This window comes from Flavobacterium sp. CSZ (assembly GCF_015350725.1).
In the GTDB taxonomy this organism is placed as follows: domain Bacteria; phylum Bacteroidota; class Bacteroidia; order Flavobacteriales; family Flavobacteriaceae; genus Flavobacterium.
Genome location: NZ_JADKPQ010000004.1, coordinates 151,916 through 170,471 on the forward strand (window position 1 = coordinate 151,916; position 18,556 = coordinate 170,471).

Genomic DNA, 18,556 nt, shown 5'->3' on the forward strand with positions numbered 1-18,556 from the left:
TTATGGAAACAGTGACAATTCCAATACAAGAATTAAATGTCTTGCGGGAGACGTTAACAATGGCATTTGAAATACTAAATCGCCATGGTGTAACTGGGAACTTGATTGTTCCCAGTCCATCACCAAAAGAAACAAAAAAGCAACGTGGTGCAAAGTACTTGAAAATGATTGAGTCCGGATCGCGTGGTAAGAAACCTGATTATTTAAAAAAGAAAAATGGATAGATTTTCTAATGTTGAACAAGCTGAAATAAATGAGGTCAATGTAATTGATCCTGTAGTTGTGGAAACTCTTTTATGTGTGCAAGTAAATCGTGTGTGTAGTCCTGAATCTTTTTTCGAAATGATAGAAACCTGTAAAATATGTGGAAAATGTATATAAGTAATTCTACGCTTGATTTGATAATCATTGTTCTATTGATCGTTTGTGTAATTGCCTCATGGTTCTTGTTTGTTGCTTACAAAGAGTATCGCATCGATAGGGCTTACTATTTAAAACTTAAAAAAAGAAATAATGATGGAAATAATTAAAGCTTTTGGCTGGCTGATTCTAGGTTGTTTTGGCTTCGCTGTCTTATTTGTTCTTCTTTGGTTTGTGATCGGAATGTCGATTTGTTTTTACAAAATCTACATCAAAAAATCAAAGCCAAAATCACAAGAATTCGATAAATACCTTAACTAAATATAAAACATGGAAACATTACAAATCAACAAAAAAGATGCGTTGATAGCGCATCAGGAAGCCGGACCAAAAACAAAGGTTATGCTTGAAAATTTGCTGGGAAAAGCGATTTTTCTAAAAGTGATCACTGAGAGAATTAAAAGTTTTGATGATGTTCTTTCTGAGTTAAATATGCTAAGATCTGATTTCGATTTATCAAATCATGGTTTAGAGCCTGACGACGTTGCTTATAGAAAAGCAAAGCTGGTTTCTAAAGCTTTAAATGAAGGTTGGATTCCTGATTGGAGTGATTCAAGCGAATATAAATACTTTCCTTGGTTCAAGATGGGTTCTCCTTCGGGTGTCGGGTTTTCGTACGACGACTTCGATTACTGGTATACGCTTTCGTGTGTCGGCTCGCGCCTTGCTTTTAAATCTGCTGAACTAGCAAAGTTTGCTGGTGAATTGTTTGAGCAAGAAATCTACAAACCATTATTAACTATTCAATCTTCTGAAAATGGAAACGGTACAAATAAATAAATCAGCTGCTATACAAGCGCACGACCAGGCTACACCAAAGCAAAAATCTTTGCTTGAAAATCTTTTAGGTAAAAATGTTTTTGTGAAAAATATCAGAGAGCGTATTCAAACGATTCACGATGTTTTTGAATTAAACGGAACTACTGAAAAAGAGTTCTCGAAAAAATGGCGTGGCTTTGCTGATCATGAAATAGGTTATGCTTTAGAGTTGTTGGTGGTTGCGGCATATAATGAAGGTAAATCACCCGACTGGACAAATGATGATGAGTGTAAATACTTTGCTTATTTCAAGATGGGTTCTCCTTCGGGTGTCGGGTTTTCGTACTACTACTGCGTTTACTGGACTTCGCGTTCGGGTGTCGGCTCGCGCCAAGTTTTTATTGGTCCTGATGCATATGAAAATCTGTTAGATGCGACCAAGAAATTTTTATCAGTGTACCAACAATCAAGAACAACATAACACCAAAACATCATGAGCAAAATCGCTACAATAGAACAAATTTTCGAAAGTGAAAATTTAGATGCAAATGCAATTGTCGTAACGGGAATTCCTGAACGACATATTGAAGCTGTGAAAGCAATCGCAAAATTAATGGTTGCAACGGATTATCACAATCCAAAATTTAAACCTGATTTCACTGATTACGATCAGTATAAATATTCACCTGCGGCCGACATGGGTTCTCCTTCGGGTGTCGGGTTTTCGTACGGCGGCTACGATGGCTGGGGTACGGGTTCGTATGTCGGCTCGCGCCTTGTTTCTGAGTCAAGAGAAACGGCAGAAATGATCTTCAATGAGTACCAGGATTTGTATAAAGAATTTATGGTTTACGATAGAGAAGTAAAGTAATAGAATAGGTTGTGCAGTGAGTTGCTGACAGTTCTCCTTCAGGTGTCAGGTTTTCGTACAACAACTACGATAACTGGAATACGAATTCGAATGTCAGCTCGCACCGAGCAAAAGATATTAAATCATTGCAAACCTTGCCGACATGGCAAAAAAACACATAATTAAAAGGTCGTTGGTACTTCGCGGGAAAACGACCTATTTAAGCAAGGCATGAAAAGAGTAAGTAATTTATACGATAAGATAATAAGCTTAGAGAATCTTGGAAAGGCTGATGAAGTTGCTCAAAAAGGTAAACAGGGTCAATACGGTGTTGTGCTTCATAATCAGAACAAAGAAGCTAATATTTTGAAGCTTCATGAGTGGCTGGTCAAAAAGGAATACAAAACTTCGGAATACCAAGTTTTTAAAGTTTACGAACCAAAGGAAAGGGATGTTTTTAAGTTGCCGTATTTCCCGGATAGAATAATGCATCATGCTATAATGATACACCTTGAAAAAGTATTTGTATCTGTTTTTACTGCTGATAGTTATAGTTGTATTAAGGGAAAAGGTGTTCATGCGGCATCCAATAAATTGAAGCTGACTTTAAAAGATATACCAGGTACAAAGTACTGTTTGAAATTGGATATTAAAAAGTTTTATCCAAATGTAGATCATGATGTTTTGAAAATGCTTCTTAGAAGAAAAATAAAAGATCGGGATTTGCTTTGGTTGTTAGATGAAATCATTGATAGTGCTGAAGGATTGCCAATTGGTAATTATTTGAGTCAGTATTTCGCTAATTATTTTTTGACTGGTTTTGATCACTGGATTAAAGAGAATAAAAAGGTAAAGTATTATTTCAGGTACGCAGATGATATCGTGATTCTGTCTGAAAGCAAAGTTTATCTGCATTCTCTTTTGAGTGAGATTAAATCGTATTTGAGCGATAATTTAAAGCTGACTGTAAAGGGTAATTATCAGGTGTTTCCTGTTAGTGATAGAGGGATAGATTTTTTAGGTTATAGGTTTTATCATGAGTATGTGTTGCTTCGAAAATCAATTAAAAAAAGATTTGCTAAAGCAGTATCGAAAAAGAAAGATAGAAGTGTTTTGGCAGCTTATTGGGGTTGGGCGAAACATTGTAATTCTAAACACCTAATTAAAAAATTAATACCTAATGAAAAATTTTAAAGATTTCAATATACATCCGGTTATTGAAAATTTTGTAGGCGATAAAATTGAAACGAAAAAACTTTTAGACAAAGAGATTGTTATTAAAGATTTCAAAGTTGTGCCCTCAAAATTTGAAGGTCGTGGTGATCGGCTTGATATGCAGATTGAATATAAGGATGAAGATAGGGTTGTGTTTACTGGTGGTAAGTACCTGATTCAAACTATAGAAAAAGTGCCAAAAGATTGTTTTCCTTTTAAAGCAAAGATTGTAGAGTTGGATGGTCATTTGGAATTTGTGTAATTAATTAAAATAATAATTATGAAAATATATCAAAATAATCAGGCTGTATGGTTGCTTATTTGGGAGTTGAACCCAAAAAAAAAGGAATATAAATAACGAAGTGTCATTTTATTCTGAGCATGAAATTTCTGTGGATGATATAATAATATCAAATCCTGGTGATACCAGTGTATCGTCTTATAAGATTACTGAAATTATTGGAGTTAGGTCATCGAAATTGAAAGATAAAACGCATTACACATGTAAGACTGAATGGTGTGTTAATACAGTTCCTTTTTTTAAAGGCTTGGATTTATCAAATACAGGTAAATCATTTCAAAAACTAGTAAACGGTTAGAAGATATGAAAACAATCGCTTTTGATGCAGAATATGCGAATAAATTAGAGTTAGCTATAAGTTCAGAATTTGGATGTAATCGCTCTGAAATTGTAAGTCTTCGTGATTCGTTTGTAAAGAAAGTGACTGTTTTTATTTTGTTTAAGACTAAAAATTATGATACTCGTGTTTTGGGGGCTAATTATCAAATCTCGTGGTTATATATCCCAACGGTTATAAAGGAAATTGAATACATATTGAAAGTTGTTCCGGGTTTTGAAATTAAAATTAAAAATGTTTATCAACTAATAAGCGAAAAATGAAAACATCAAAAGAATTTAAGGAAGCGATTCAAAATTATCTGGAGAAACGAGCTGCAGAAGATGAATTGTTTGCGGTAACTTATAAGAAGGAAAATAAAAGTTTAGAGGAATGTTGTAATTACATTATGAATTGCGCTCAAAGTGGTGGTTGTGGTGGTTATTCTGATAATGAAGTATTTGGTTGGGCTGTTCATTACTACGATGAAGATGATATAAAAAATATTAAATCTGTAAGTGGAAAAGTGATTGTGAATCATTCAGTGGAGCTTTCGGAAGAAGATAAAGCAAAGGCTGTTGAACAGGGTATGGAACGTGCAATAGAAGAAGCGAAACTACAAGCTAAAAAAAATCTAGCAGGCAAGGTAAAGCTTTCTGAAGAAGATAAACGAGAAGCGAAACAGATTGCTTTTCAAAAAGTTGTTTCTGATCAAAAAGAAAAGTTGATCATGAAAAAAACTAAGAAAAAAGAAAGTGGTGTTGTAGAAGATGAAACTGATTTATTTAGCGGCTTATGAAACCAAAAACTAGATTACAAGTAGAAGTGCTTCATTTGCATAATACATGTCTATCTCCAGCAAAACAGCATGAAAATTATTTGATTTCAAAATTTGAATTTTTTTATACTACTCATTATAAAAATTTTATTTGTCTTGAATGTAACCAAATGTGGAAGCCTAAAATGGATAAATGGAAAGAAGAGATTGTCGGTGTAGAATGTCCCAGCTGTAGTAAAAAGTTGAAATATATTAAAACAGGATCGAAAGGTCAAGTTTCTCGATTTGTAGTTGGTTCTATTGTTGAAGTTGTTGGGAGGTTTCAAGTTTTTCGTTACGTTTCTCTTTGGAAATATATGGATAAAAGTAAAAAACCAGATTATAGTTTAGATCCTTTGTTTGAAGAATGGATTGATTATGATAAAGACAAATCTACAATAGTTGGTAGATGCACCGGACCATTTAGGGATGGATTCACTTGCACTGATTACGAAATACGATATGTTAATAAGAATGCTTATTGGTCAAGAGATAATTATTTTCATTATGAGTCTGATTATATATGTCCTGGAGCAGAATATCTTCCAAGATTTCATTATTACAAATTAGATAATAAGGCTTTAGAAGCAGATCCTAGAACGCTTTTAAGGAAATTAAAAAACAATTCTCAATTTGAAACTATTTTTAAATTAGAAAATAAAGAGTTATTGAAACATGCTCTTAAAGAAGATTCTTATTCAAGATATTTTAATCAAATAAAAATAGCATTAAGACATAAATATGTAATAAAAGATCCTGGAATCTGGTTTGATTATGTTTCTCTTTTAAAGAGTTTGAATAAAGATATAAATAATCCTACGTTGATTCTACCTAGAAACTTAAAGAAATCTCATAATGAATATGTCGCTATTCGAAGAAGAAAAAATGAAATTGAGCGTAAAAGAAGAGAAGAAGAAAATAGGATAAGACAATTTGAAATTCAAGAAGAACAACGAAAGAGAGCTGATGCAGAGGAAATTTTACGTGGGATAAAAGAAAAAGCTTTTCAAGATTTTAAATTTAAATCTGGTAAAATAGAAATAGTTGCTCTTCTAAAAGAAGAAGATGTAAAACTTGAAGGAGAAATATTAGATCATTGTGTTTATGAAAATGAATATCATAAAAAGAATGGAATTTTATTAATGTCAGCTCGTATTAAAGGAGAACGACTTGAGACAATAGAAATTTCATTAGCGTCATTTTCTATTATTCAATCAAGGGGTTATGATAATGAACCTACTGCATATCATGATGAGATCATTGCAATAGTAAGGCAAAATATGGGCAAAATATCACGTCTGGTTGAAAAACAGAAGAAATTGAAGGGTTTGGACCTAAGTGTAAATAAACTTCAAGTAGAAGCTGCGTAAATCATTCGAATTAAAAGCTAAAAATTTAATTAATGGCAAAACTAACAAAGCAAAACGTTCCGTACGGAATGGTTCCGAATACGTTGTTAAACGATAATACAATATCGTTAAAAGCAAAGGGTTTGTTTGCCTTTATGCAGTCTAAACCTGAAGGCTGGAATTTCTCTGTAGATAAAATTGCTTTTCAGTGTAAAGAGGCAAAATCGAGTATTTCTGAAGGTTTAAAAGAGTTAGAAATATTAGGTTATTTGGTAAGAAAAAAGCAGCAAACTGGTAATGGTTTTATTGTTGATTATCACCTTTATTTTGATACTAATAACGAAAAACCAATGACCGATTTCCAAGCATTGGAAACCCAATCATTGGAAATTCCAATGTTGGAAAATCCAACTATTGGAAAATCGGTAAATAATAGTAAGAAAGATATAAGCAAGAAAGATAATAGTAATAAAGAAAAGAGAGAAGAAACTTCGCTCGCTTTTTTTGAAAATAATTATCCTTCAAGATTTGAAGTAATGATGATGCAGTTTAAAAAACAAATTCATGACTTCGTCAAATTTGAGCAGCTTTTCGAAGCGACTGTTTTGCAGGAAAAATTAGAATACGATGGTGATGTGATTGAAGGCCGTTTTCGAAAGTTTGCAATCAACTGGGTTTTTAACCAGGATAAATTTGAAAAGCCTGTGATTGAATTAAACCCGAATCAGAAAAAAGAAAAAATAGGAGGTATATGAAAGATATTGATTTACAAAAAGGCAAATTACTTCCGCAATGTGTTGAGATTGAAACTGCGGTTTTGGGTGCGATGCTAATAGATTCAAGAGGTGTTGATGAAGCGCTTTCGATAATATCAAAACCAGATATATTTTATAAAGATCAGCATAAGTATATTTTTACTGCAATACAAAGTTTATACAATGCTGGTAGTCCTGTAGATATGTTGACTGTAAGTTCAGAGCTAAGAAAATTAGGTCTTATAGAGTTGGCTGGTGGTGATTTTTATTTGATAGAATTAACACAGCGAATAGCTTCTGCGGCACATATAGATTACCACTGTAGATTGATATTGCAAAAGTTTATGGCGCGTCAGACTATTGTTTTTTCAAGTCTTATCATTGGATTAGCTTATGATGAAACGACCGATGTTTTTGACTTAATGTCTCGTTGGCAGGATGAGTTCGATAAGGTTCAGGACTTTGTAAGCACCGGGCGTGATACAATGTCTTTTCCGGCTGCGTTACAGAATCTGAAGAAAGAAATTGAATTGCTTACTGCGAACAAAGAAGAAGTGAAACTGGTTGGTGTTCATACTGGCTTTAGAAGGTTGAATAAATACACGGGTGGATATCGTAATCAGGAATTGATAATTGTGGCAGCGCGTCCTGGTATGGGTAAAACTGCTTATGTTTTGAAGTGTGCTATTGAAAATTGCAAGATTGGAAATCCTGTATGTATTATTTCATTAGAAATGAGTATGCAGCAATTAACGGCGCGTTCAGTTGCAATAGATACTAACTTTCATTTGAAACAATTATTAAAAACAGGTTTTGAAAAAAATGAATACTTCGCAACTTACACACAGCATCAGGAACGTATGAAAGAATATCCGATGTATATTGATGATAGTGGTAAAACCGATATATCTGATGTGATTATCAAGGTTAAATTACAGGTTCGACGCTTTAATATAAAGCTTGTGATTATTGATTATTTGCAGTTGATGACTGACCGAACAGTAAAAGGAAACCGTGAAGCGGAAATATCTTCTATATCAAGAAAGTTGAAAGCTTTAGCAAAGCAATTAGATCTTCCAGTGATTGCTTTGTCTCAATTATCTAGAGCGGTTGAAACTCGTGGTTCAAGTAAACGTCCAATGTTGTCTGACTTACGTGAGAGTGGGGCAATTGAGCAGGATGCGGATATTGTGCAGTTTCTTTATCGTCCTGAATATTATAAGATTGAAATGAGTGAGGAAGATTACACAGATGATATGCATCCTTTGATTGCAGCGGGTGCAAATAGTGAAGTGATCTTCGCAAAGTATCGTGGTGGTTCTCCTAACACTGCATTGTTGAAATGGATTGGTGATAAGACAAAGTTTATTGATGTAGAATGTCCTGATGATATGCGTGAAGAACTTGAGGAATATAACGAGCCTAAAGCTTTGCCTACTCCAACACCTAACGAAGCTTTCTATTCGATAGATGATGTGAGTGATAACAAATATAATAATGGAATAGATTTCTAATCATGGCAAACAAACCAAAGAAAGTAGTAAGAAGTTGGGTGAAGCCTAGAGTTGCATTCGATCGTAAGGTTAGTTATCAAAGCTTTTACAACGCTCGTAAGTGGCGTAATACATCTAAGGCATATCGTGAAGCGAATCCTATTTGTGAGTGTGAAGATTGTAAGCGTGAAGATATTGTAAAGAAAGCTGAAGTATGTGATCACGTGAGAGGTTTAGGTTATCTGCTCGATAACGGTATTGATCCATACGATTGGAGTGAGCTGCAAAGCATGAGTCACGAATGTCATAATAAGAAATCTGGAAGTGAATCGCATCGATCACAGAGGGGTATGGGGTAAATTCTCGCGAGCTCGAGCACTGCGTACATCGCTGTTTAGCTTGAATTTTACTCGGAGTGTTGTTTTAGGTAGGGGGGTCTAATGTGTTAATAGTTAATGATATGTATAATATGAAAATTATAAAAGGTGATGGTGAAGTTGCTGATGTAAATAAAAATCTTTATGAGATTTTGAAAACGCTTCCTGCGCCAAATTCAAGATTTGAACTTTCTAAAGATCAGGTTTACTGGTATAAATATTTTGGTCAGCAATTGGTTGATTCGGGAAAATTAACCAAGCCAGATCTGATTCATTTACATCGTTTGGCCACTTGTGTTGATTACTACATTCAGGCTGAGCAGGAAATTAGAAAACGGGGTTTTGATGGCGGTTTAATTCAAACTTTCAAAGGCGGTGCAACAAATGTTTCAGGTTACGTTACGGTGCGTGAGAAGATGATTAAGGAAATTGATGATTTATCTAAACACTTTGGTTTCAGTTTCAAAGACAGAAGCAAGCTTATTGAACAAAAACAAGTGGAAACAGGACAAGGAGATTTATTCGGAGATTTTTTAAATGCAAATCACGGATAACCAACCAAGTCTTAAAAATTAACCTCTATTATAAAAAGTGATGAAAAGAAAATCTACAAATAGCCGAGTTTCAATTTATACAGGTGTTGGCTGGAATCGTGAAACTCAAAGTTGGAAATCAAGTGTAAGCGAAAAGGGTGTAAAGTATGATTGCGGTTATTATGATAATGAACGTGATGCAGCCAAAGTTCGAGACAGAAAAATATTAGCGCTAAGCTTGGATAAACCTTTGCAAGTTTTAAAACGAGTGGCATAATTAAAATTTGTCCAAAATGAAAACCAAATATGTAACGGTTTCAAATGAGATCAAAGAAAAAATAATTAAGGATTGGCGATTTAGCAAGTTAAATAGTATTCCGGCTATTGCTGAAAAATTCAATTTAAAGCAAGGAATTGTAAATACGATAATCAATGAATATTTATCAAGTAAAATTTAAAATAATATTAAAGCTAAAATTATGAACTGGAAACAATTAAAAGATTTCTGCAACAGCTTGCCGGAATCAGAGTTAGAAAAAAAAGTAATTCTTTGGCGTGAAGACGAAGCAATTACAGATATTGATACTGAACAATTAGATGAGGATCAATATATCGATGAACGAGATAGCGATAACGGTTGTTTTCCTAAGTCAGAGGCAGAATCACAAATTAAAATGGATCCTGAAGAATTTCCACGCGGACTTGAACAGTTTCTAAAAGTCTACGATAAAGGGCATCCTATTTTACGAGAAAAATTTTAATTAAAAGACATGGCACTAAAATCAAACAACCCGACAAACGCAGTTATAAACCGTAATTTCATTATACGAGTTTTAGAGAATCCCAAAGAAAACCACGTCAAAAACACAAAATTGACATCGGCAAATAAGCTTTCAGGGTACTTAAAAGATGAACAACTTAAAATAAAGCTTTTTAAGAAGATATTAGACGGTGAAAAAGACAAATACACGTTTCTGATAAGAAGTAGGCTTAAAATTGAAATTCAGTCGAAATAACTAGGTTTTTAGTAGTTCGCTAAGATCAACCTTTAAAACCTTACAAATTTTGAAAAGCATCCCAATTGAAGTATTTATTTCGCCCCGTTCAATCCGACCTATTTGACTAGGTTGAAGATCACAGTCGATGGCAAGTAATTTTTGAGAAATATTTCTAGATAATCTTTTCTCTCGAAGTTTTTTGCCAACGTTCTTAATGAATATTTTTTCGCTATTGTCTACCACGCAATAAAATTGCGGTAAACTTTCAAAAGATAAGAGCGCAAATTTGCGCTTTTTTAAACTATTTAATGCAATTTTAACAATCCAAAACAGAATATCTAAAATGCAAATCACACCTCAAATGCAAGCTTCGATTCCTTTTCAATACGCAAACGATGTGCGTACCGGAAAGATCGTAACCGGAAAAAGGATAAAGCAGGCTGTTGAGCGTTTTTATAAATGGATTGAAACTGCTGATCAGGATGGTTTTTATATAGATCACAACAAAGGAATGAGAATTATTAATTTCTTTCCAACGTTCCTTAATCACACAAAAGGAAAGTTGGCAGGAAAACCGTTTGTTTTAGCTCCGTTCCAGCAGTTTACAATGTATAATGTTTTTGGTTGGATCAATTCAAAAAATGGATATCGACGTATAAACACCGTTTACGATAAACGCGCGAAGAAAAACGGTAAAACAGCCGAGATGGCGGGATTGGCTTTATACGGAATGAGTTTTGATTTAGAAATGGAAGCCGAGATTTATGTTGGAGCAACCAAAGAAGAACAGGCTCGTTTGTGTTGGGAGCAGGCTCGTATGTATATCGAAAGCCCTGTTGCGAATCCGGCATTGCGTAAAATAGGTTTTTATGCGATGCAAAGAATCATCGGATTTAGAAAAACCAATGCTAAAATGCGTGCGCTGGGTGGTGATTCAAAAACTCAGGATGGAATCAATTGCCATTTTGGAATTATAGATGAATATCATGCTCATAAAGATGATACTGTAAAAGAAAACCTTGAATCGTCAACTGTTCAGCGTACACAGGCTTTAATTTATCATATTACAACAGCTGGTGCAAATGTTCAATCTGCGTGTAAGCGATACGAGGATTCTGTTATTGAAGTTTTAGAAGGTCGAAAAATTGATAATTCACTTTGGATTATGATTCATGATATCGATCAGGAAGATTTAAAAACGGAAGAATCGTGGGAAAATGAAAAATTGTGGGCTAAAGCAAATCCTTTGTTGGGTTATGGTTTGGTAATTGATGCTATCAGGAAAGAATTTGTAAAGGCGCTAAACCAGCCTTCAAAAATCCGAAATTTCAAAACGAAAAACCTAAATATGTGGGTTGATCAATTGTTGGATTGGATTTTTAATGAGGATTGGATGAAAAATAAAGTTGATACGATTCCGATGGAAAAGTTTCAAACATTTGGCTCTTTTGGTGGTTTGGATCTTTCAAAAACAATCGATTTAAGTGCTTATGTGCTGATTTCTGAGCCTGACGAAAATGAATATCGTTATTTAAAGTGCTGGTTCTTTTGTCCTAAAGATACCATTATTAAAAGATCAAAAGAGGATCGTGTACCGTATCAATATTGGGCAGACAATGGCTATATTACTGCAACGCCTGGAAACGTCATTGATTATAATGTGATTCAGGACGTAATTAGAAATACTTACCAGGATCACAAAGTAAATCGCTTAGAATTTGATCCTTACAATGCTACAAAATTAACTCAGGATTTGGTTGCTGAAGGGTTTAATGTCTCTGAGTTCTCGCAAGCTATTGGTACAATATCTGCGCCAACTAAAGAATTTGAAAAATTAGTATTATCAGGAAAACTAAAGCATGATGGAAATCCGGTTTTAGCCTGGATGCTTGCATCGTGTGTAATCTACTACGATGCTAATGATAATATGAAAGTACATAAAGGTCGTTCCGGGGCAAATGGTAGGCGTGTTGATGGGATAATTGCGGCGATCAACGCAATTGGCGGTTCAATGTCAGAACCTGAAGAAACCAATGAGAGTATTTACAACCGAGACGATACAGAATTCATTTGCTAACCCATAAATTCAAATAAACATGACAAACCAATTAGAAGAAAATGAATTACGAATTTATATTGAAAAAATTGAAAGGGAAAATAAACTTATGCGAAAGTTTACATCCGTTAAAGGTTTTTATGATGAATATTATACCGAGGTCTCCAAAGTCAGTTCTAACAAAGAAGCATTCGATAATGTAAATGAATTATATCATTCTTTGTACGGCAAATATAGATACTCAGATTATAACTCTTTTAAACGAATTTCAAATTATTATAATAATAAATCAAAATGAAAATAATATACATCATCCTTGCTACTTTTTTAATCACAATAGTAACGAGCTCGCTTTTAGAATTAAATTTTTTTAATTCAAATCCAGTGCGATATATACTGGTTGTACTTTTAATTATAATAGAATTATTAACTGGATTTTTTTATATAAAATCAGAACTAAAGTAAAATGACAGAGAATCTCAAAACTGAAAATATGGCAAAAGCGATAAAGCAGTTGCCTAAACCTAAAACTTACGGTGCTGCAACTGTAACAGTTTTAGTTGGAAAATTAAAATACACTTTTGAAAAATTAAATGATGAATGGTATTTTGCTTTTTAATTTAATAACTTTATAAAAAAAAAATAATAGTATGAAAGCGCATTTTTTATTTAACGAGATAGAATTTGAAAGAGATATAGAAAAACTTAAAACAGCTACTAGTGAAAAAGTTGAAATTAGAATTACATTGATTAATAATGGTAATACTTCTAAAATTAATAACGAGGAGTTAATGAAAAAGATTGTTGACAGATTACAAGGCGAAATATGAATTTATAGTACAGCCACAAAGTTACATAATGTAACCATTTAAAAAGCACCGTTAAAATACTTTTACCCTATAAATACATAGTGTAATGGGTTTTAACGGTGCTTTTCGCGAAATGTTTACTCCTCAAAAAAGGAGTTCTTCCACAGATGGTTCTTACTTCGGGAACTATGGTGGTTTTTTCTCGTTAGGATCTTCCAGTGTTTATGGAATGAAGCCTAAAACAGCTTTAAAGCTTTCTGCTTTTTATAATGGTGTAGATCAAATTTCAAATGATATAGCCAAAATCCCTTTTGCAATTTATCAGAAAGATGGTAGTAATCGTCTTTCACGTCCTGATCATCCTGCAAATATTCTGATATCTACCGCGCCAAATTATTTAATGACCTCGTTTGTTTTTCGTAAAACAATGGCGATATCATATTTGATTCGTGGTAATGCTTTAGCTAAAATCAAATATAACGCTTCAGGTTATCCTGTTTCAACTGATTTTATAAACTGGGATTTAGTTAAGGATATCCGATTAAAAAAAGGTGAGCTATTATATGATGTACGCGGATATGATAAACCTCTTTTAGCTTCTGAAGTACTTCACTTTAAAAACTTTTCTCATAACGGTATAGTGGGTGTTGGTGTAATTACTTACGCAGCTCAACAATTGGGAATGGCTTTAGAAGTACAGCAATTTTCTGCTACTAATTTCGAAAATAAAGGTGTTCGCCAGGGTGTTATCCAAACCGATAAAACAATTGAAAAAGGTAAAGATAAAATTATAGCAGGCTGGAAAACGGCAATGGGTGAAAAATCGCCGGATAGAATCGTTGTTTTAGATGATGGTTTTAAGTTTCAGCCAATTAATATTACTCCTCAGGAAGCGCAAATAATTGAGCAGCAAAAGTTTAATATCGAGGATATTGCTCGCTGGTTAAACATTGCACCTCATAAAATAAAATCATTAGAACAATCTACAAATAATAATATCGAGCAGCAATCGATGGATCATAATTCGGATACTATTCAGCCTCATATTACAAATTTCGAACAGGAATATGCTAAAAAACTTTGTACACCATCTGAGTTAAAAGATGGGTATTTCGTGCGAGCAAATATGGATGTTTTATTGCGTACTGATATAAAATCAAGATCAGAGGCTTACGCTCGTGCCGTTTTAGGAGGTTGGAGAAATAGAAATGAGATCAGAGAACTTGAAGATCTTAATGCAGGGCCGGAAATATTAGATGAATATCTAACTCCTGTAAACACTTTTACAGAATCGCAAATTGATAAAAAATTAAAAGAAGATGGAAAATAACGATTATATCCAAAGTATTAGTGAGACAGCAGAAAGACGTACGTTTTCTTCTGAAATGAGAACGATTAAAAAAGAAAAGCGTGATGATGGTGATTCTGATGAATCACTAAATATTATTGAAGGATATGCGGCTAAGTTTAATTCTGAAACTGTAATCGGTTATTACTATCAGTTTAGAGAGAAAATTAAAAAGGGAGCGTTTGATGATGTTTTAAACGATGATGTGCGCTGTCTTTTTAACCATAGTCCTAATTATGTTTTAGCACGTTGTGTTGAAGGAAAAGGAACGTTGACACTGTCAGTTGATAAGGTTGGTTTAAAATACTCTTATGAAACTCCTGATCGTCAATATGCACGTGATTTACAAGATGCTATTGAAAAAGGAGATATCACACAATCGTCCTTTGCTTTTGAAATTGAAGAACAAACCTGGACTGAAATAGAAGGGGAAATTCCTACTCGAGAAATCATAAAATTCAAACGTTTGTATGATGTTGCTCCTGTAACGTATCCGGCTTATGCTGATACCGAAGTTGCAAAAAGAAGTTTAGATGCTTACAAAGAAAAATCGAATATAAAGCCTGAAATCGATGAAAGTCGAACAGCTGAAAAAAGAGAGCTCAACGCTTTTGACGCTCAAATTATTATTAACTCTAATTTAGATTAAGCAAATGAAAAAGTCTGCTGAATTAAAACAAAAACGAGCTCAAAAGATTGAAGCTCAAAAAACGTTACGTGCAAAATCGGTAACAGAAAAAAGAGATATGAACGAAACGGAAACGGCTGAGTTCAGAACCTTACAAACGGATATCGAAACCTTAAATGGTCAGATTGCTGATGAAGTTGCATTTGAAGATAATCTTCGTTCTTTAGAAGGTTCTGAAGGTGTAGGATTTGAAGAAAATGAGCATAATCCTCAGCAAAGAACTGCTCCAAAACCTTTCTCTATCAATAGTGCAATTCGTTCTTTGATGAATGGTACTGCGTTAGTTGGTGAAGAATTAGAAGCTCATAAAAGAGCTACTGAAGTCGCGAAAAGAGCAGGTGTTGGTGTAAATCCAAATGGTTTGATGGTTCCGTTATTCGATTCAAGAAGTGTCGAGACTCGTGCCGATGGTCAAACAGTAACGCAAGATGCTGGCGGATATGGTGCGACTACTGTTGCTACTGAAGTTGGCGCACCAATTGATTATTTGAGACCGCAACCGGTTTTAGAGTCTTTAGGGGCTGTATTCTTGACAGGATTACAAGGAAATTTATCTTTTCCAAAAAACAACGGTGGGATTTCAGCTGTATGGAAAGGTGAAGTGGAAACTGTTGATCCTACTAAAGATGCATGGGGTGAAGTTGAAATGACACCTAAACGTCTTACTGTTCGCGTTCCTATTTCATTGCAAAATTTGATGCAGTCTTCTTTTGATATGGAGCAATACACTATGAAGACAATTCGTGATGTAATTGCAAATGCAATTGATAAGGCAGGTATTAATGGTAGTGGAACTGGTGAGCCCTTGGGAATTTTAAATGCTTCAGGAACAAATTCTTTAGCAATGGGCACGAATGGGCTAGCCCCGACTTGGGGTGCTATGGTTGGTTTAGAAACTCCTGTTTTTGTAGAGAATGCAAATTCTGCTAAAATGAACTATTTATCTAATCCAAAAGTTAGAGGTAAATTAAAAGTAACTCCAAAAGAATCAGGTCAGGCTACTTATTTAATGGCTGAAGATGGTACTGTAAATGGTTATCCTTTCGCGGTTTCAAATCACGTTCCTTCAAATTTAACAAAAGGATCTTCTACAGCAGTTGCTTCTGCTGCAATATTTGGTGATTTTTCTCAATTGGTTATTGGTCAATGGGGTTTTATGGATTTAACTGTAGATGATAAATCTCGTAAAAAAGATGGGTATATCGAAATTATTGCAAATGTATTTGTTGATGTGTTGGTAAAGCAACCGAAAGCATTTACTGTGGTAAAAGATCTTTTAACTGCTTAATCCTAGCTAAAAATGAGTAATAAAAATAACAATGCAACTGCTGAAGCAGCAGTTGCATTACAACAAGATTACGACACGAAATTAGAAGTGTTGAATGGTTTGCCAGAAGTTGCAACTGCTGAAGAAAAACAATCGGCTCAAACTGCTGTTGATGATGCAAAAGTATTGCTAGATGCTGAATTATCGAAATCGAAAGCGCCGGTTACTAAAGCTGGAACTGATAAAGTAAAAGCAGAAAAAGCAAAGCTTGTGAAAGGTAAGTTTTTACTTTCTCCTACTGGTCGTTTTGGTTTAGCGTACAATGCTGGTGAACTTGCTGAATTGGAAGAAAAACAAGCGAAAGAACTTGATGAAGCTGGTTATTTCAAAATTGGAGGATAATATTTAAAAACAGGATTATGGTAACTCATTTTTACACAACGTTAACGGGAACGACATCATTGATAACGTTAGAGAAAGCAAAGAAGCAGTTAAGGATCGATGCTTCAATGACAGATGAAGATGATTTGATTCAGGGTTATATTGATTCTGCTCAGGAAGCTGTGCAAAACTTTATTAATCGTGCCATTGCTAAACAGTTATTGGTAATGGAGTTGAATAAATTTGAGTCTCCACTTGTTTTTCAGTTTAATTACGATAATGATACTATTGCTAAAATTGAATATTACGCACCAGGAGAAACTGATTTAACATTATTGCCTTCTGATCAATATAAGCTTCAAAAAGCAAGTATTTCAGAATGTTATGCAATTAAGTTTTATTCTACTCCGGAAACTGCTGAACGTGATGATGCAGTAATAGTAACAATTTCTCAAGGTTTTACTTTGGCAGAATGTCCAAAGCCATTGCTTCAGGCTATGCAATTGCGTTTGTCTGATTTTTATGAACGTCGAGAAGATCGTGACCAAGGCAATAATCCAGCTTCTAATAATTTATCTAGAGCTTATCGAAAATACTAATCATGAAAGAAGCAAAACCGTTTATAGGTCAAATGGATCGTAAAATTTCAGTTGTGAAATTCGTGGCAACTCGTAATTCTACAAATGAAAAAGAAGTTACTCAGGAAGTAATATCGACACCATGGGCTTACATGGAAGATGTTTCCGGAACTGAAGATGTAGAAGGCAAAATTCGGTATTTGGTTAATAAAAAATTCACTATAAGATATAATGCTATGGTAAATGATTTGAAGAACCAATTAGGGGTATTGTATGACGGAAAATTATTCAATGTTGTAAATGTAGTTGAAATAGGGCGTAGATCGCACCTGTTAATTATAGTAAAAGATTATGAGTAATCTGGATGTAAACGTAACGGGATTTGAGGAATTAAAGGCTAAGATAAAGCTTTTGGCGAATGAAAAAGACAAGAAAAAGGAAATTATACTTATTCTTCGTCAAGTTGCTCGTCCTACGCTTTTGGCTGCTAAAAATGCAGTTCCTGTAAGTTCAAAATCACATTCTGCTAGAGGAAAAAAAATAGCCCCAGGTAATCTTAGAAAATCTTTGGGTTTGATTGCTTCTAAGTCAAATAATCCAACTGTGTTAATTGGCCCCCGTGCAAAGAATAATAATGATGGCTGGTATGGTCACATGGTACATGATGGGCACTCGATTTATAGAAATAATGAAAACTCAAGAGTGGCGTTAAGAAGTGGGCGTAAAAAAAGTGTGTTGTCCAGGGTGACTAAAAAAAGAAAAGGAAGTGTGGTTGGAAGAGTTGAAGGGATTCCATTTTTGGATATAGCTTATGAGCAGACAAAATCAAATACAACTGCTGATGCTCAAAATAAACTTACAGCATTTATACAAAGAAGAATTGATAAATTAAGTAGCTAATGTTAGAAGTATCAGATCAATTAGTAGAATTTTTGTTAGGTGAAAATGTATTTACATCTGTTATGGATGATCGATTGTCTCCGGTTGTTTCCTCGGTTGATGAAGTTTATCCTTTTGCAAACTACATTGTACGAGATCAAGCAGGGCAAAGTAAGGATGGGGATATGTATTCATTAACATTGCTTTTTTATTTCGAGCAAAACTCATACAGGAAATGTGCTGAGTTTTTAGATCAAATGAAGCCTATAGTCAAAGAAAATTACGATTGGTTAAATTCTGAAATTGAATTTGTAGAAAGTGATCAGTCTTTTGTTGGTGTTATTAACTTTAATAAAATATAGAAATT

Annotated in this window: 29 protein-coding genes; 28 read left to right on the plus strand and 1 reads right to left on the minus strand. The window is 34.1% G+C overall.

Translation table 11 applies throughout. The features are described 5' to 3' along the window. The first annotated feature begins 2 nt into the window (after positions 1 to 2). The 16 genes from IRZ78_RS06185 (at position 3) to IRZ78_RS06260 (ending at position 9,946) form a co-directional block, all read left to right on the plus strand. Positions 3 to 224: a hypothetical protein gene (locus tag IRZ78_RS06185; RefSeq protein ID WP_194615697.1), complete on the plus strand. Its 222-nt coding sequence runs from the start codon at positions 3 to 5 to the stop codon at positions 222 to 224. Positions 225 to 690: 466 nt separating this feature from the next. Further along, positions 691 to 1,200, plus strand: a complete 510-nt coding sequence (locus IRZ78_RS06190; RefSeq protein WP_194615698.1) for a hypothetical protein — start codon at positions 691 to 693, stop codon at positions 1,198 to 1,200. Continuing rightward, positions 1,178 to 1,660: a hypothetical protein gene (locus IRZ78_RS06195; RefSeq protein ID WP_194615699.1), complete on the plus strand. Its 483-nt coding sequence runs from the start codon at positions 1,178 to 1,180 to the stop codon at positions 1,658 to 1,660. Before IRZ78_RS06190 ends, IRZ78_RS06195 begins: the two co-directional genes overlap by 23 nt. A gap of 12 nt (positions 1,661 to 1,672) precedes the next feature. Then, entirely contained in the window at positions 1,673 to 2,050 is a 378-nt protein-coding gene (locus tag IRZ78_RS06200; protein WP_194615700.1) for a hypothetical protein, read from the plus strand. Positions 2,051 to 2,260: 210 nt separating this feature from the next. Continuing rightward, a complete protein-coding gene (locus IRZ78_RS06205) occupies positions 2,261 to 3,223 on the plus strand; it encodes an RNA-directed DNA polymerase (RefSeq protein WP_194615701.1) in 963 nt (320 codons plus the stop codon). Then, positions 3,210 to 3,506: a hypothetical protein gene (locus IRZ78_RS06210; RefSeq protein ID WP_194615702.1), complete on the plus strand. Its 297-nt coding sequence runs from the start codon at positions 3,210 to 3,212 to the stop codon at positions 3,504 to 3,506. The genes IRZ78_RS06205 and IRZ78_RS06210 overlap by 14 nt, the downstream gene beginning before the upstream one ends. Positions 3,507 to 3,848: 342 nt before the next feature. Beyond that, a complete protein-coding gene (locus tag IRZ78_RS06215; RefSeq protein ID WP_194615703.1) occupies positions 3,849 to 4,145 on the plus strand; it encodes a hypothetical protein in 297 nt (98 codons plus the stop codon). Next, entirely contained in the window at positions 4,142 to 4,660 is a 519-nt protein-coding gene (locus IRZ78_RS06220) for a PcfK-like family protein (RefSeq protein ID WP_194615704.1), read from the plus strand. Before IRZ78_RS06215 ends, IRZ78_RS06220 begins: the two co-directional genes overlap by 4 nt. Beyond that, positions 4,657 to 6,048, plus strand: coding sequence for a PcfJ domain-containing protein (locus IRZ78_RS06225; protein ID WP_194615705.1), 1,392 nt, complete (start codon positions 4,657 to 4,659; stop codon positions 6,046 to 6,048). Before IRZ78_RS06220 ends, IRZ78_RS06225 begins: the two co-directional genes overlap by 4 nt. 32 nt (positions 6,049 to 6,080) lie before the next feature. After that, positions 6,081 to 6,782, plus strand: a complete 702-nt coding sequence (locus IRZ78_RS06230; RefSeq protein ID WP_194615706.1) for a helix-turn-helix domain-containing protein — start codon at positions 6,081 to 6,083, stop codon at positions 6,780 to 6,782. Further along, a complete protein-coding gene (gene dnaB, locus IRZ78_RS06235; RefSeq protein ID WP_194615707.1) occupies positions 6,779 to 8,296 on the plus strand; it encodes a replicative DNA helicase in 1,518 nt (505 codons plus the stop codon). Before IRZ78_RS06230 ends, dnaB begins: the two co-directional genes overlap by 4 nt. A 2-nt stretch (positions 8,297 to 8,298) precedes the next feature. Then, positions 8,299 to 8,634, plus strand: coding sequence for a hypothetical protein (locus tag IRZ78_RS06240; protein WP_194615708.1), 336 nt, complete (start codon positions 8,299 to 8,301; stop codon positions 8,632 to 8,634). A gap of 110 nt (positions 8,635 to 8,744) precedes the next feature. Continuing rightward, the gene (locus tag IRZ78_RS06245) at positions 8,745 to 9,206 is read left to right on the plus strand and encodes a P27 family phage terminase small subunit (RefSeq protein WP_194615709.1); all 462 of its coding nucleotides are present in this window, start codon (positions 8,745 to 8,747) and stop codon (positions 9,204 to 9,206) included. Between the two features lie 40 nt (positions 9,207 to 9,246). Then, complete coding sequence (locus tag IRZ78_RS06250) at positions 9,247 to 9,462, plus strand: hypothetical protein (RefSeq protein ID WP_194615710.1); 216 nt, start codon at positions 9,247 to 9,249, stop codon at positions 9,460 to 9,462. Between the two features lie 16 nt (positions 9,463 to 9,478). Next, positions 9,479 to 9,643: a hypothetical protein gene (locus IRZ78_RS06255; protein WP_194615711.1), complete on the plus strand. Its 165-nt coding sequence runs from the start codon at positions 9,479 to 9,481 to the stop codon at positions 9,641 to 9,643. Positions 9,644 to 9,664: 21 nt separating this feature from the next. Continuing rightward, entirely contained in the window at positions 9,665 to 9,946 is a 282-nt protein-coding gene (locus IRZ78_RS06260; protein ID WP_194615712.1) for a hypothetical protein, read from the plus strand. Between the two features lie 255 nt (positions 9,947 to 10,201). Here the strand turns inward: IRZ78_RS06260 and IRZ78_RS06265 are convergent, their stop codons facing one another. After that, positions 10,202 to 10,537 carry a helix-turn-helix transcriptional regulator gene (locus IRZ78_RS06265; RefSeq protein ID WP_347349815.1) on the minus strand — a complete coding sequence of 112 codons (336 nt, stop codon included), beginning with the start codon at positions 10,535 to 10,537 and terminating at the stop codon, positions 10,202 to 10,204. On the opposite strand from IRZ78_RS06265, the gene IRZ78_RS06270 reads away from it, so the two are divergent. The 12 genes from IRZ78_RS06270 (at position 10,527) to IRZ78_RS06325 (ending at position 18,551) form a co-directional block, all read left to right on the plus strand. Then, positions 10,527 to 12,260, plus strand: coding sequence for a terminase TerL endonuclease subunit (locus tag IRZ78_RS06270; RefSeq protein ID WP_194615714.1), 1,734 nt, complete (start codon positions 10,527 to 10,529; stop codon positions 12,258 to 12,260). The two genes, IRZ78_RS06265 and IRZ78_RS06270, sit on opposite strands and share 11 nt — an antisense overlap. Positions 12,261 to 12,279: 19 nt before the next feature. Further along, on the plus strand, positions 12,280 to 12,537 hold the full coding sequence (locus IRZ78_RS06275; protein ID WP_194615715.1) for a hypothetical protein: 258 nt from the start codon (positions 12,280 to 12,282) through the stop codon (positions 12,535 to 12,537). Positions 12,538 to 12,705: 168 nt separating this feature from the next. Further along, a complete protein-coding gene (locus tag IRZ78_RS06280) occupies positions 12,706 to 12,858 on the plus strand; it encodes a hypothetical protein (protein ID WP_194615716.1) in 153 nt (50 codons plus the stop codon). Positions 12,859 to 12,889: 31 nt separating this feature from the next. After that, positions 12,890 to 13,069, plus strand: coding sequence for a hypothetical protein (locus IRZ78_RS06285; protein ID WP_194615717.1), 180 nt, complete (start codon positions 12,890 to 12,892; stop codon positions 13,067 to 13,069). 85 nt (positions 13,070 to 13,154) lie between these two features. After that, entirely contained in the window at positions 13,155 to 14,378 is a 1,224-nt protein-coding gene (locus IRZ78_RS06290; RefSeq protein ID WP_194615718.1) for a phage portal protein, read from the plus strand. Next, the gene (locus IRZ78_RS06295) at positions 14,368 to 15,045 is read left to right on the plus strand and encodes an HK97 family phage prohead protease (protein WP_228520391.1); all 678 of its coding nucleotides are present in this window, start codon (positions 14,368 to 14,370) and stop codon (positions 15,043 to 15,045) included. Before IRZ78_RS06290 ends, IRZ78_RS06295 begins: the two co-directional genes overlap by 11 nt. Positions 15,046 to 15,049: 4 nt before the next feature. Next, positions 15,050 to 16,372 (plus strand): phage major capsid protein, encoded by a 1,323-nt coding sequence (locus IRZ78_RS06300; protein ID WP_194615719.1) that lies wholly within the window; start codon positions 15,050 to 15,052, stop codon positions 16,370 to 16,372. Between the two features lie 12 nt (positions 16,373 to 16,384). After that, a complete protein-coding gene (locus IRZ78_RS06305) occupies positions 16,385 to 16,753 on the plus strand; it encodes a hypothetical protein (protein ID WP_194615720.1) in 369 nt (122 codons plus the stop codon). Between the two features lie 17 nt (positions 16,754 to 16,770). Next, on the plus strand, positions 16,771 to 17,331 hold the full coding sequence (locus tag IRZ78_RS06310) for a head-tail connector protein (protein WP_194615721.1): 561 nt from the start codon (positions 16,771 to 16,773) through the stop codon (positions 17,329 to 17,331). A 2-nt stretch (positions 17,332 to 17,333) separates the two neighbouring features. Beyond that, entirely contained in the window at positions 17,334 to 17,669 is a 336-nt protein-coding gene (locus tag IRZ78_RS06315; RefSeq protein WP_194615722.1) for a head-tail adaptor protein, read from the plus strand. Continuing rightward, a complete protein-coding gene (locus IRZ78_RS06320) occupies positions 17,662 to 18,210 on the plus strand; it encodes a hypothetical protein (protein ID WP_194615723.1) in 549 nt (182 codons plus the stop codon). Before IRZ78_RS06315 ends, IRZ78_RS06320 begins: the two co-directional genes overlap by 8 nt. After that, positions 18,210 to 18,551 (plus strand): hypothetical protein, encoded by a 342-nt coding sequence (locus IRZ78_RS06325; protein ID WP_194615724.1) that lies wholly within the window; start codon positions 18,210 to 18,212, stop codon positions 18,549 to 18,551. Before IRZ78_RS06320 ends, IRZ78_RS06325 begins: the two co-directional genes overlap by 1 nt. The last annotated feature ends 5 nt before the right edge of the window (positions 18,552 to 18,556 follow it).